This window comes from Burkholderia sp. NRF60-BP8 (assembly GCF_001522585.2).
Taxonomy (GTDB): Bacteria; Pseudomonadota; Gammaproteobacteria; order Burkholderiales; family Burkholderiaceae; genus Burkholderia.
Map to the genome: position 1 here is coordinate 1,219,699 of NZ_CP013372.1, position 13,118 is coordinate 1,232,816.

The following is a 13,118-nucleotide window of genomic DNA, read 5'->3' on the forward strand; positions in this document are numbered from 1 at the left end:
ATGTCGGTATTTGTCCGACGATAGGCCCGCGAAGAGGTCCGGCCGCGCAGTGCCGCCAGTCCCGGGCGACGTGCGGCTGCAATGACGGCACCGCCGCGGACTGCGCCGCCGGACGCCTGCATCGAGGTTGTGCGCAACACCCGAAAGAACACGGCGACCGGCCGCCTGCGGCACGGCTGCCTGCCGGGCACGCGGCATGCGGAATGCGCGCGTCCGAACCCGATCCCCAACGATCAACATCCGACCATGTCCACGCCACCTGACAAACCCAATTCGCGTCGCCGTTTCCTGCGCACCTCGGTCGCGCTCGTGCCGATCGCGTCGGTCGCCGGCTGCGACCTGCGCTCGTCGTCGTCGTCCGCGACGACGGCCGGCAACGCGTCCACCGCGTCGGCCGGCGCCGAACGCGCGCCGTACAAGCCGACCTTTTTCGATGCGAAGGAATGGGCGTTCGTCCAGGCCGCCGTCGACCGGCTGATTCCTGCCGACGCCGAAGGCCCCGGCGCACTCGAAGCGGGCGTGCCCGAATTCATCGATCGCCAGATGGAGACGCCGTATGCGCACGGCGCGACGTGGTACATGCAGGGGCCGTTCCAGCAGGGCGTGCCCGAGCTCGGCTACCAGTTGAAGCTGGTGCCGCGCGACATCTACCGGCTCGGCATCGCGGCCGTCAACCGCTATTGCGAGAAGGCGCACGGCAAGGCGTTCGCGGATCTCGACGCGCCGACGCGCGACACGGTGCTCGGCGCGCTGGAGAAGGGCAGCGCGCAGATCGACGACGTCCCGCCCGGCGTGTTCCTCGGCCAGTTGCTGCAGAACACGCGCGAAGGCTACTTCTGCGATCCGGTGCATGGCGGCAATCGCGACATGGCCGCGTGGAAGATGATCGGTTTCCCGGGCGCACGCGCGGACTTCATGGATTTCGTCAACCAGAGCGGCAAGCCCTATCCGTACGGCCCCGTCTCGATCAACGGGGAGCGCAGCTGATGGCCGCAGATAAGAAGCCGCACGTCGATGCGGTGATCGTCGGCTTCGGCTGGACCGGCGCGATTCTCGCGAAGGAACTGACCGAAGCGGGCCTGAACGTCGTCGCGCTCGAGCGCGGCGAATACCGCGACACCTATCCGGACGGCGCGTACCCGAACACGATCGACGAGCTGACCTACAACATCCGCAAGAAGCTGTTTCTCGACCTGTCGAAGACGACCGTGTCGATCCGCCATGGCCTGCAGGACACCGCGCTGCCGTACCGGCAGCTCGCCGCGTTCCTGCCGGGCGAAGGCGTCGGCGGCGCGGGGCTGCACTGGTCGGGCGTGCACTTCCGGATCGCGCCGGAAGAGCTGCGCCTGCGCAGCCACTACGAAGAGCGCTACGGCAAGAAGTTCATCCCCGAAGGAATGACGATCCAGGATACGGGCGTCACGTACGACGAGCTCGAGCCGCATTTCGATTTCGCCGAGAAGGTGTTCGGCACGTCGGGGCAGGCGTACAAGGTCGGCGGCAAGGTGGTCGGCGACGGCAACGTGTTCGAGGCGAACCGCAGCGACAACTTCCCGCTGCCCGCGCAGCTCAATACGTATTCGGCGCAGCGCTTCTTCGATGCGGCGCACTCGCTCGGCCTGCATCCGTACCGGCTGCCGTCGGCGAACACGTCGGGGCCGTACACGAACCCGTACGGCGTGCAGATGGGCCCGTGCAACTTCTGCGGCTACTGCAGCGGCTACGCATGCTACATGTACTCGAAGGCGTCGCCGAACCTGAACATCCTGCCGGCGCTGAAGCAGGCGCCGAACTTCGAGCTGCGCTCGAAGTGCCACGTGCTGCGCGTCGACCTCGACGACACGAAGAAGCGCGCGACCGGCGTGACCTACGTCGATCCGGCCGGGCGTGAAGTGCACCAGCCGGCCGATCTCGTGATCGTGGCCGCGTTCCAGTATCACAACGTGCACCTGCTGCTGCTGTCGGGCATCGGCAAGCCGTACGACCCGGTGTCGGGCGAAGGCGTCGTGGGCCGCAATTTCGCGTACCAGAACCTGTCGACGATCAAGGCGTTCTTCGACAAGGACACCTACACGAATCCGTTCATCGGCGCGGGCGGCAACGGCGTCGCGGTGGACGACTTCAACGCGGACAACTTCGATCACGGCCCGCTAGGCTTCGTCGGCGGCTCGCCGCTGTGGGTGAACCAGGCCGGCGTGAAGCCGATCAGCGGCATCGCGACGCCGCCCGGCACGCCGCAGTGGGGCTCGGCGTGGAAGAAGGCGGTCAAGGACAACTACGCGCACACGATCTCGATGGATGCGCACGGCACCAACATGTCGTACCGCGACGTGTATCTCGATCTCGATCCGACCTATCGCGATTCGTACGGCCAGCCGCTGTTGCGGATGACGTTCGACTGGAAGGACAACGACATCAGGATGGCGCAGTACGTGACCGGGCAGATGAAGAAGATCGCGGAGGCGATGGGGCCGAAGGCGATCGGCGTGTCGACGCGCGAGTTCGGCAAGCACTTCGACTCGCGCCAGTACCAGACGACCCACCTCGTCGGCGGCGCGATCATGGGCACCGACCCGAAGACGAGCGTGCTGAACCGCTATCTGCAGTGCTGGGACGTGCACAACGTGTTCGTGATGGGCGCGTCCGCGCTGCCGCAGGGCATCGGCTACAACCCGACCGGGATCATCGCGGCGCTGGCCTACTGGTCGGCACGCACGATCCGCGAGCAGTACCTGAAAAATCCCGCTCCGCTGGTGACCGCATGAAGAGGACGATGAACCACCACAACGCCGCGCGTTCGGTTTCCCCGCTGCGGCGCGCGCTGGCGATCGGCACGGCATGGGCGGCATTCGGTCTGTCGGGCGGCGCAGCGTTCGCACAGCCGGCGTCCGCGCCGGCCGCGGCTTCGGGCCCGGCGGCCGCACCGGCGGCGCTGTCCGCCGACGCGGCCCTCGTCAAGCGCGGCGAATATCTTGCCCGCGCCGGCGACTGCATCGCCTGCCACACCGCGAGCGGCGGCAAGCCGTTCGCGGGCGGGCTGAAGTTCGACACGCCGATCGGCGGCATCTACTCGACGAACATCACGCCGGACCCGAAGACGGGCCTCGGCGGCTGGACCTACGAGGACTTCACCCGCGCGGTGCGCGAAGGCGTGCGCAAGAACGGCGACACGATGTATCCGGCCATGCCGTTCCCGTCGTATTCGCGGCTGACCGACGACGACATGAAGGCGCTGTACGCGTACTTCATGCACGGCGTCGCGCCCGTCGAGCACGAGAACCGCGCGGTCGACATCGTGTGGCCGCTGTCGATGCGCTGGCCGCTCGGCATCTGGCGCAAGATGTTCGCGCCGTCGCCGAAGCCGTTCGACGCGGCGCCGTACACCGACCCGGTGGTCGCGCGCGGCGCGTATCTGGTGCAGGGGCTCGGCCACTGCGGCGCGTGTCATACGCCGCGCGCGCCGACGATGCAGGAGCGCGGGCTGACCGACGCGGACGGCCCCGACTTCCTGGCCGGCGGCGCGGCGATCGACGGCTGGGTGCCGACGAGCCTGCGCGGCGAGCCGCGCACGGGCCTCGGCACGTGGAACGAAGCCGAGATCGTGCAGTTCCTGAAGACCGGCCGCACGCTGCGCACGGCCGCGTTCGGCGGGATGACGGACGTGGTCGGCCACAGCATGCAGCACATGACCGACGACGACCTGAACGCGATCGCGCGCTACCTGAAAACCTTGCCGCCGCGTGTGCAGGGCGAGCAGCCGCACGTGTACGACGCGGCCGCCGCGAAGGCGCTGCAGACCGGCGATGCGAGCAAGCCGGGCGCGGCCGTCTATCGCGACAACTGCATGGCCTGCCATCGCAGCGACGGCCACGGCTATACGCGCGTGTTCCCGGCGCTCGCCGGCAACCCGGTCGTGCAGGGCGACGATCCGACCTCGCTGATCCACGTCGTGCTGGAAGGCAGCGCGCTGCAGGGGACGCGCACCGCGCCGTCGACCTTCACGATGCCGCCGTTCGGCTGGCGCCTGTCGGACCAGGAAGTCGCGGACGTGTCGAACTTCGTGCGCACGAGCTGGGGCAACACGGGCGCGCCGGTGACCGCCGCGCAGGTCGCGAAGGTGCGCAAGAGCGTGCCGTCGACACGGCCCGAGCCGCCGCCGGGCGCGCGGTTCCCGCAAGCGTCGCGCTGACGGGCGCCGGCCCGCCGGCGGCCCGGCCCGCGCAACCTGCGGCCGGGCTTGCGACGCATTTCGCCTGCGCAGGGGTTGCACCCCGCCAATACGCGCCGCCGCGTTGAAATTTTCGCGGCGGCGCGCCATTTTTCCGCCTCATCCCGTATCCTTTCACTCTTGAACCTTACTAATTCGTTACAAGAGCTTGGGAGGGGGGATGCCTCATGACGTCAGCCTGATTGCGTTGCTCGCGGCCGGTTTCGGTCTCGCGATGATCTTCGGTTATCTCGCGTCGCTGCTGAAAATGCCGCCGCTCGTCGGCTATCTGCTCGCCGGGATCGTGATCGGCCCCGGCACGCCCGGTTTCGTCGGCGACTTGTCGCTCGCGCAGCAGCTCGCCGAAGTCGGCGTGATGCTGCTGATGTTCGGCGTCGGTCTGCATTTTTCGCTCGGCGATCTCCTCGCGGTGCGCAAGATCGCGCTGCCGGGCGCCATCGTGCAGATCACCGTCGCGACGCTGCTCGGCGGCGGGCTCGCGCTTACCTGGGGCTGGAGCCTCGGTGCGGCGCTCGTGTTCGGGCTCGCGCTGTCGGTCGCGAGTACCGTCGTGCTGTTGCGCGCGCTCGAAGGGCGCGGGCTCGTCGAGACGGTCAACGGGCGCATCGCGGTGGGCTGGCTGGTCGTCGAGGATCTCGTGATGGTGCTCGTGCTGGTGTTGCTGCCGCCGGTGGCGGGGCTGCTCGGCGGCACGCCGCCCGGCGACGCGCATGCGGCGGGCGGCAGCGTGTGGGGCACGCTCGGCGTCACGATGCTGAAAGTCGCGGCGTTCATTGCGCTGATGCTGGTGGTCGGCAAGCGCGTGTTCCCGCGCATTCTTTGGCTCGTCGCGCGCACCGGGTCGCGTGAGCTGTTCACGCTGTGCATGATCGCGGCCGCGGTCGGCATCGCGTTCGGCGCGGCGAAGCTGTTCGACGTGTCGTTCGCGCTCGGCGCGTTCTTCGCCGGGATGATGATGCGCGAGTCGGAATTCAGCCGGCGCGCGGCCGATGAGACGCTGCCGCTGCGCGACGCGTTCTCGGTGCTGTTCTTCATCTCGGTCGGCATGCTGTTCGACCCGAAGGTGCTGCTCGACGAGCCGCTGCACGTGATCGAGGTCGCGGCCATCGTGCTGATCGGCAAGACGCTCGCGGCCGTCGCGCTGGTGATCGCATTCCGCTATCCGCTGAACACGGCACTGACCGTGGGCGCCGGCCTCGCACAGATCGGCGAATTCTCGTTCATCCTCGCAGGTCTCGGCCGCGCGCTCGGGCTGTTGTCGGCCGAGGGGCAGAGCCTGATTCTCGCGGTCGCGCTGATCTCGATCGCGATGAACACGCTGCTGTTCGCGCTGATCGATCCGGCGCTCGCGTGGATCCGCAAGCATTCGGCGTTCGCGCGCAAGCTCGAGGCGCGCGACGATCCGCTCGCCGCACTGCCGATGTCGACGCCGCAGACGCATCTGACCGGGCAGGTCGTGATCGTCGGCTACGGCAAGGTCGGCACGCGGATCGCGCATGCGCTGGACGAGCGCGGCATCGCGTATGTCGTCGTCGAGCAGAATCGCGAGCTCGTCGAGAAGCTGCGCGCGGACGGCATCGCGGCCGTGTCGGGCGACGCGATCGAGCCGATCGTGCTCGTGCAGGCGCATATCGCCCGCGCCGGGATGCTGGTCGTGACGCTGCCCGACGTGTTCGACGTGCGGCAGATCGTCGAGATATCGCGCACGCTCAATCCGACGCTGGAGGTCGTGCTGTGCACGAACAGCGGCGACGAGGCCGCGCTGCTGTCGAGCGAGGGCGTCGGCACCGTGTTCATGGGCGAGTCGGAACTCGCGCGCGCGATGACGGCGCATGTGCTCGGCAGGATGACGAGGCCGGCGGCAGCGTCGCACTGACGTTGCGCGGCGTGGGGCCGCGCTCGGCGCGCGGGGCGGCGGCTTCGATGCCGGCCGCCCCGTCGTTCAACGGGACGTATCGTGCGTCGGTGCATGCGCGGGCACGTGATAGCCGGTAAGCAAGCCATCGTCCGAAATGACGCCGCGGCCCCAGTGATCGCAGCGCGGCGACGTCGGCGCTCGGTCGCCGGCAGCGCGAGAATCGTCCATGTCGTGCGATTCCCTGGTCCAGAGACCCATCGAGCCGAATCATCAGCCGTTTTGTGGCATTTCTCGCACCGTGTCTCGGAAAGCCCGAGTACAAAAAGAATAATTAGTACAAGTCCGATTGGTTTGAAATCGAGTTTGAAGATTGTCCACTGTCCTCTCGTTTTCTGCTCTCGCACAATTTCGGATGCCGTTTTTCATGCTGCGCACAGGCGGTCGACGCGCAGCGGCGCGGATACACCCGGATGCATCTGGAGCGGATGTATCCGGCTGCGGCGCGCAAGGCGACGCACGTCATTGAAACGATGGGCATGCCCGAACGCGTCGTGGCTCGAAAAACGCTGCCGACACATCGACAACGAACGAAACGAGATAATGATTCAAATCAGCAGAAATCTTTTGAAAACGGCTTGCCGGGCGGCGTCCGTGGTATTGAGCGGGCTGTTGCTGACCGTGGCGTTGCCAGTGCAGGGGCAAACGGTCATGAAGTGTCAGTCGGTGCCCCCGAGCGAGGGCCCGGGGATACACCATTATGTTGACATCAATTTCCCCGCATCGATCCGCGTCGCGCCCGGCACACCGAACGGAGCGGTCATTGCGACGGTGACGGCAGAGTTCCCTTACGCCTGTCCAGCTAATCCGAACTCTCCGCCGGGCTATGATTACTGGTTCATATTCCCCGGACAGTCGTGGCTGACGACGAACTATCCGAATGTGGGTAAATTGACCACGCTTCAAAATTATCGGGAGTTCGAAACCTTCGGTTTTCGTGTGACGAACCTCGATACGGGGCGGGTAATGGCGGTTCATCATAGCCTGCAGGAATGGGCGCCGTCCCATACGAATGCTGAGCCGCTTTCCAAGGTGTTGAGATTGAAAATCGAAATGATCAAGCTCAACGACAATATCTATAATTTCGCAAAAATTCGGAATCCCAATGCGGCGGTGGGTATCGAGGTGAGAAACAGAGGCAAGGCGGCGCGAGCGATAACAGTGGATTTCAAGTTCTTCAAGTCCGGGGGAAGTTTGGTTGTCACCCCGAATAGTTGTACGGTCACCACGCCGAATGTCAATGTGACGTTGCCGCCCGTATCCGCAGGCAAGCTGAATCAGGCGGGCGCCACGGCCGGCGACACGGGTTTCAATATCGGGCTGTCCTGCCAATCCGGCTCGAATGTGTATGTGACGCTGACCGATTTGACCGACCCGTCGAATACCTCGACCAACCTGTCGCTGGTTCCCGGTTCGACTGCGTCGGACGTCAAGCTGCGCATCCTGAGAAATGGCAATCCGGTCGGGTTCGGCCCCGATTCGGCCGACCCGGGCAATCCGAATCAATGGCTGGTTGGACCGTCGAGCTCGACCTCCAGCATTCCGCTGTCCGCGCAATATGTGTCGACCGGGCGCGTCACGCCGGGGACGGTCAAAGGCGCGGCGACGTTCACGTTGAGCTATCAATAATCACGTCGGGTCACGTCGGGGCCGTGCGCGACAGCGAAGACGCACGGGCGCGTTTAACGCATGAGGCGACGCGCTACCGCACGAGGCGACGCGCGTGCTGCGTGGCCGCGACCGAACGGTGGTGACCTTCGGTTCGTTCTCGAATCAATAGAGCGCAGCGAGCATCGGTTTCTGCCTCATGATGCGATTGCAGACCGGCAATGCTGCCGGCGACCGGCTCAGCTTGCGGGCACCTTCGTCGGTACGGTCGTGTCCGACTGCGCGGCCGTTTCCACCGGCACGGCGGCTTTCCGAGCGGAAGCTGTCTTCGGTTGAGCAACCGCCGTTGATGCCGCGACCTTCTTCGGTGGCGTGATCGCCTTGTCCGGCTGGGGCTTCTCCGCTTCGACCGGCGCATCGGGCGGCACGCCGAGCAACTGCAGCGAGCCGCTCGTGACCGACGCGAACACCGGGCCGGCGACCGTGCCGCCGTAGTAGCCCTTGCCGCGCGGCTCGTCGATCATCACCGCGACGATCAGGCGCGGATCGCTCATCGGCGCCATCCCGGCGAACAGCGCGCGGTACTTGCCCTTCGCATAGGTCGCGCCGACCTGCTTGCGCGCGGTACCTGTCTTGCCGCCGATCCGGTAGCCGTCGACGCGCGCGCGGCGCCCCGTGCCGCCTTCACCCACCGCCATCTCGAGCATCGAGCGGATGGCGGCGGCCGTTTGCGGCGAGGTCACGCGATGGCCGCGATGCGCGTCGATCGTCTGCTGATCGGTGCCGTTCTTCAGCAGCGACACCGGGTGCAGCGTGCCGTCGCCCGCATACGCGGTGTAAGTCTGCGCGATCTGCAGCAGCGACATCGACAGCCCGTAGCCGTACGCCATCGTCGCCTGCTCGATCGGCCGCCAGCGCTTGTAGCCGCGCAGCCGGCCCGACGCGACGCCCGGGAACGTCAGTTCCGGCGCGCGGCCGATCCCGTACTCTTGGTATTTGTTCCAGATCGTTTCGGCGGGCAGGTTCAGCGCCAGCTTCGCTAGCGCGACGTTGCTGGACTTCTGCAGCGCCTGCGCGACGGTGAGCGACCCGTGGTTCGACGTGTCGTGGATCACGGCCGGCCCGATCTTGTAGGTGCCCGGCGACGTGTTGATGATCGTGTTCGGCGTGACCTTGCGCTCGTCGATCGACAGCGCGACGACGAGCGGCTTGATCGTCGAGCCGGGCTCGAACGTGTCGATCACCGCGCGGTTGCGCAATTGCTGGCCGGTGAGGCGCGCGCGGTCGTTCGGGTCGAAGGTCGGGTAGTTCGCCAGCGCGAGGATCTCGCCGTTTTGCGCGTCGAGCACGACGACGCTGCCGGCCACCGCGTTGTTCTCGATCACGGCCGCCTTGAGTTGGCTGAACGCGAGCTGCTGGATGCGGCGGTCGATCGTCAGCTCGATCGTCGCGCCGTGCTGTGCGGGGACGAGCGGGCGCGTGTCCGACACGATGCGGCCGAGCCGGTCGCGGATCACCTCGCGCTGGCCCGACGTGCCCTGCAGGCGCGCGTTCGCCGCGAGCTCGACACCTTCCTGGCCCGAGTCCTCGACGTTCGTGAACCCGACCACGTGCGCAGCCGATTCGCCTTCCGGGTAGAAGCGCTTCGAATCGGCGATCTGCGTGATGCCGTCGATCGCGAGCTTGTCGAGCCGGCTGGCGGTGTCCGCGTCGACCTGCCGCTTGAGCAGCACGAACGTCTTGTCGTTGCCGAGACGCCGCTTCACCTCGACGAGCGGCATGTCGAGCAGCTTCGCGATCTGCGGGTAATCGGTGTCGGCGACCTGTTTCGGGTTCGCCCAGATTTCATAGGTCGCCAGGCTGACCGCGAGCATCGCGCCGTTGCGGTCGACGATGGGCCCGCGCATCGCGTCGAGCTCGATCGTGCGCTGATAGCGCTTCTGGCCCTGGCCGACGTAAAAATCCTGGTTCGCGACCTGCACCCAGAAAGCGCGCGCAATCAGCGCCGCGAACGCGAGAAACACGACGACCACGATCAGCCGCGAGCGCCACATCGGCAGGCGCGACGCGAGCATTGGATTCTTGGTCGCCGCCGCGTACGGATCGGCAGGATGGGTCTTCTTTTTCACGCTCATGCAATGGCCGGGTCGGGCCGCCGGACGGCGGCTGGTCAGTCTGAATAATGCGATTGTAATAAATGAGTAAACATCGTGTGGGGAAAGTGTGTTCCGGCCCCGCAAAAAGGCGAGTGGCGCGCTGCTTGAGAAAGCGAGAGGAAGAGGAGGAGGAGGGGGGACGCCGACGCAGGATTGCGCGCCGGGTGCGGGTGATGGAACACGGACGATCCACCGCATGCCGATCCGGGTGCACGATCTCGGGCGAGCCTCGATGGCGACCGTTCCGGCGCGCGATCAATTGCCCGCGCGTCGGTTATTTCTTTAATTCCGAAAATGAAAAGCGCCTCCAGCCGAGGCGCCATTCATGCTGAATATCGAAATAAATATCACTGTTACCGGAATAAACCCGAAAACCGCAGACGATTGATGTCAATAATACCTATCGGGCAACGGAAATAAATTCCCGGTATTCCGGCGGGGTCGTGCAGGTATCGACGGCCTGCAGACGCCACGCGCCGTCGGGATGCTCGCCGGCGAGCACCGCGGGGCCCTGTTCGCGCCGCGTCGCATCGAACGACAGCCCCTTCAGCTGACAGACGGCATGGCTGCCGTCGGCTGCGCAGAGCGCCATCGCGCCTTCCACGTCGCGGACCTTGCCCCAGGTCGGAAGGTCGATGCCCTGATGTGCCTCGCGCGACCACAGCCCTTCGTCGGTATCGACCCACAATACCGCGAACGATTGCCGGGTTGCCGATTCGCTGCCATTAATCCGAATGGTGAGGCGCATTGCATCGTCTCCTGAAAAAAATGACGCATTCGACGGTTTGGACTTGAACAGTCTAGATAGACTGGTGTGAAACGCAAGTGATAATCCGCAATAAATCCGCATCGAGTCTATTTCGATTTCGGATGAAACGACGTCTGACGATTCATGGTCGTTCCCGAGGCGTCAGCACAGGCGGGCGATACCGGCGACGACGGTGTCCGGGCGGGGACGCGCGGCGGTCCGGACATGGGATGACAGGGGCGCCGGCCGCGTCGATCCGTCGCGCGCCGGCCGCCGTCGAAACCGGTGGCGAGCGATACGATCCGGCACCGGTCGAATGCGGCCGGACCGAACCGGTCGTCGTTTCGACGCGGTGCCGGCACGACACACTCGGACAATCGCGTACAAATCGGCACACTTTCACGAAACTTTCGGGACAGACTTGCATGCGGTCCGGCCCCACACTGGACGCTTCCCGATCCTGCGCGACGAACGCCCGTCCGCGCCGGCTGCCGCCGCCTCGTGCCAGAGCGCGATCGACGCGATCGCTGGCCGCAAGCCCGATCGGGAGCCGCCGGGGCGCGCGTCAGCCCCGGCGCGGCCAGTGAGCCGTGCTGCGCCCGCAATCGCGGGCGCCGCGCCGCCTGGCCGATTCTTCGAAGGAGACTATCGTGCTGATCTGGAAAACCGCGTTGTCGCTGAACTGGCGGACGAGCCTCGTGTCGCCGGCCAGCGCACCGGTCGCGGCGGCGAACGTCGGACGGCTGGTGCTGACCGGCGCGACCGGCTTCATCGGCAGTACCGTGCTGACGGCGCTCGTCAATGCAGGGCTGCTCGAACGCATCGTCTGCGTCGTGCGCGCGCAGGATCGCGGCCACGCGGTCGCGCGGCTGCGTGAAGCCGCGCTGCGCGCGGGGCTCGCGCCGTACTGGGCGTCGCGCCTGACCGATGCGAACGTGATCGTCGGCGCGCTCGCCGACGTGTGGCACGGCGCCGATGCGCCGCGCCTGGCCGGCGCGACGCACGTGATTCACTGCGCGGGCCATGCGTCGCCGGCCGACGGCGCGCACCTGCGGGCCGACATCGCCGATGCGGTGTGCTTCGCCGAACGCTTTGCGCGCTCGCCGCACCTGCAGCGTTTCGTCTACGTCGGCACGGCCTACGCGCACGCCGGCCGTGGCGGGATCGTGCAGGAAGAGGCGGAACGCGACGCGGGGAACGATGCCGCGCCGGGCGACGAAGGCCTGCCGGGCGCGGTGCTCGCGGCCGGCTACCTGCACGCGAAGGCGGAGACGGAACAGCGCCTGCGTGCGCTCGGGCTGCCGCTCGTCGTCGTGCGGCCGTCGCACGTGGTAGGCCACACGGTGCTCGGTACGCGGCCCGCGCCGAATTCGTTCTGGATGTTCCGGCTCGCGCATGCGGCGCGCCGCTTCACCGCGCGGCCGATGACGCGCATCGACATCGTATCGGTGGACGACGTGGCGCGCGCGACGATGCTGCTGGCCGTCAAGCCGACGCTCGCGCACGACGTCTATCACGTGTCGGCCGGCGACGAGGCGCCGCAGGTCGCGCAGATCGTGCGTGCGATGGACGAGGCGGCGGGGATGACCGGGGCGCCGCGCTACGCGGCATGCGCGCCGGCCGACCTGCCGCTCGTCGTGCGCGACGTGCTCGGGCGCCGCGATCCGGCACTCGAGCGCGTGATCGGCCGGGCGTTGCAGCGTTGCGGGGAATTCGCGACGGTCGATCGCGTGTTCGACAATCGTCGCGTGCGCGACGAGATCGATTTCGAGCCGTTGCCGTTCATCGATTACGTCGAGGAATGCATGCGCACGTCGCGCGGGGTGGCCGTGACCGAGCTGATGCGCGGCGCGATCCACTGACCGCCCGCGTCGCATCGGCGCCCGTTGCCGCACGTGGCGGGCGCGGGCGCCGTCTTTACGCGTGGCTGCCGAGCTCGATGAGCCGGTCGAGCGCGCGGTAGATATCGTCGAGGCCGTCCTCGCCGAATCGCGATTCGAGCTGGCGATATTGCTCGTCGATGCGCGGACCGATTTCCGTCACCAGTTTCCTGCTTTGCGGCGTCAGGCTGACCAGCAGCCGGCGCTGATCCTCCTGCGCGCGCGTGCGCGTGATCAGACCGTCGCGCTCCATCCGTTCCAGCACGCCGGTCAGGCTCGGGCTCAGGATGCAGCAGCGTTTCGCGATCTGCCCGGCTTCGAGCGCCTGCGCCGGTTCGCCGTCGAGCACGCGGATGATCCGCCATTGCTGTTCGGTCAGCGAGAATTCCTTGAGAATGGGGCGAAACAGGCCCATCAGCGTTTCGCGGGCCTCGAGCAGCAGCATGGCCAGGTTGCGATGGTCGAGCGTACGGTTCATCAGCGTGAGCAGAGGACGGGGACGCATCAATCTTAACAGCCGAAGCTGATGAATTTCGCGTATCAGGGTAATCGAGGTTGCCAGCACCCGATTGTTTACTTAAGA

At 66.6% G+C, this 13,118-nt stretch carries 9 protein-coding genes; 6 read left to right on the forward strand and 3 right to left on the reverse strand.

Annotation, left to right across the window (positions count from 1 at the left end):
- The first annotated feature begins 246 nt into the window (after positions 1-246).
- The 5 genes from WS54_RS05600 (at position 247) to WS54_RS33535 (ending at position 7,772) form a co-directional block, all read left to right on the forward strand.
- Entirely contained in the window at positions 247-987 is a 741-nt protein-coding gene (locus WS54_RS05600) for a gluconate 2-dehydrogenase subunit 3 family protein (protein WP_059785038.1), read from the forward strand.
- Positions 987-2,765 carry a GMC family oxidoreductase gene (locus tag WS54_RS05605; RefSeq protein ID WP_059783691.1) on the forward strand — a complete coding sequence of 593 codons (1,779 nt, stop codon included), beginning with the start codon at positions 987-989 and terminating at the stop codon, positions 2,763-2,765. Before WS54_RS05600 ends, WS54_RS05605 begins: the two co-directional genes overlap by 1 nt.
- Positions 2,762-4,189, forward strand: a complete 1,428-nt coding sequence (locus WS54_RS05610) for a c-type cytochrome (protein ID WP_059783689.1) — start codon at positions 2,762-2,764, stop codon at positions 4,187-4,189. Before WS54_RS05605 ends, WS54_RS05610 begins: the two co-directional genes overlap by 4 nt.
- Before the next feature lie 199 nt (positions 4,190-4,388).
- Positions 4,389-6,104 carry a cation:proton antiporter domain-containing protein gene (locus WS54_RS05615; protein ID WP_059783688.1) on the forward strand — a complete coding sequence of 572 codons (1,716 nt, stop codon included), beginning with the start codon at positions 4,389-4,391 and terminating at the stop codon, positions 6,102-6,104.
- Positions 6,105-6,686: 582 nt separating this feature from the next.
- Positions 6,687-7,772 carry a fimbrial protein gene (locus tag WS54_RS33535; protein WP_159086633.1) on the forward strand — a complete coding sequence of 362 codons (1,086 nt, stop codon included), beginning with the start codon at positions 6,687-6,689 and terminating at the stop codon, positions 7,770-7,772.
- A 218-nt stretch (positions 7,773-7,990) separates the two neighbouring features.
- Here the strand turns inward: WS54_RS33535 and WS54_RS05625 are convergent, their stop codons facing one another.
- Positions 7,991-9,886: a peptidoglycan D,D-transpeptidase FtsI family protein gene (locus WS54_RS05625; RefSeq protein ID WP_034204963.1), complete on the reverse strand. Its 1,896-nt coding sequence runs from the start codon at positions 9,884-9,886 to the stop codon at positions 7,991-7,993.
- Positions 9,887-10,307: 421 nt separating this feature from the next.
- The gene (locus WS54_RS05630; protein WP_034204962.1) at positions 10,308-10,655 is read right to left on the reverse strand and encodes a DUF3564 family protein; all 348 of its coding nucleotides are present in this window, start codon (positions 10,653-10,655) and stop codon (positions 10,308-10,310) included.
- Between the two features lie 650 nt (positions 10,656-11,305).
- On the opposite strand from WS54_RS05630, the gene WS54_RS05635 reads away from it, so the two are divergent.
- Positions 11,306-12,517 carry an SDR family oxidoreductase gene (locus WS54_RS05635; protein WP_059783686.1) on the forward strand — a complete coding sequence of 404 codons (1,212 nt, stop codon included), beginning with the start codon at positions 11,306-11,308 and terminating at the stop codon, positions 12,515-12,517.
- A gap of 55 nt (positions 12,518-12,572) precedes the next feature.
- Here WS54_RS05635 and hpaR read toward each other — a convergent pair whose 3' ends face one another.
- On the reverse strand, positions 12,573-13,013 hold the full coding sequence (gene hpaR / locus WS54_RS05640) for a homoprotocatechuate degradation operon regulator HpaR (protein WP_059783684.1): 441 nt from the start codon (positions 13,011-13,013) through the stop codon (positions 12,573-12,575).
- Between the last annotated feature and the right edge of the window lie 105 nt (positions 13,014-13,118).

What these genes read in the sequence shown, in the direction of transcription:
- WS54_RS33535 (WP_159086633.1), top strand. Translation starts at nt 6,687, where the DNA reads ATGATTCAAATCAGCAGAAATCTTTTGAAAACGGCTTGCCGGGCGGCG.
- hpaR (WP_059783684.1), bottom strand. Translation starts at nt 13,013, where the DNA reads ATGAACCGTACGCTCGACCATCGCAACCTGGCCATGCTGCTGCTCGAG.
- WS54_RS05630 (WP_034204962.1), bottom strand. Translation starts at nt 10,655, where the DNA reads ATGCGCCTCACCATTCGGATTAATGGCAGCGAATCGGCAACCCGGCAA.
- WS54_RS05625 (WP_034204963.1), bottom strand. Translation starts at nt 9,886, where the DNA reads ATGAGCGTGAAAAAGAAGACCCATCCTGCCGATCCGTACGCGGCGGCG.
- WS54_RS05610 (WP_059783689.1), top strand. Translation starts at nt 2,762, where the DNA reads ATGAAGAGGACGATGAACCACCACAACGCCGCGCGTTCGGTTTCCCCG.
- WS54_RS05605 (WP_059783691.1), top strand. Translation starts at nt 987, where the DNA reads ATGGCCGCAGATAAGAAGCCGCACGTCGATGCGGTGATCGTCGGCTTC.
- WS54_RS05615 (WP_059783688.1), top strand. Translation starts at nt 4,389, where the DNA reads ATGCCTCATGACGTCAGCCTGATTGCGTTGCTCGCGGCCGGTTTCGGT.
- WS54_RS05600 (WP_059785038.1), top strand. Translation starts at nt 247, where the DNA reads ATGTCCACGCCACCTGACAAACCCAATTCGCGTCGCCGTTTCCTGCGC.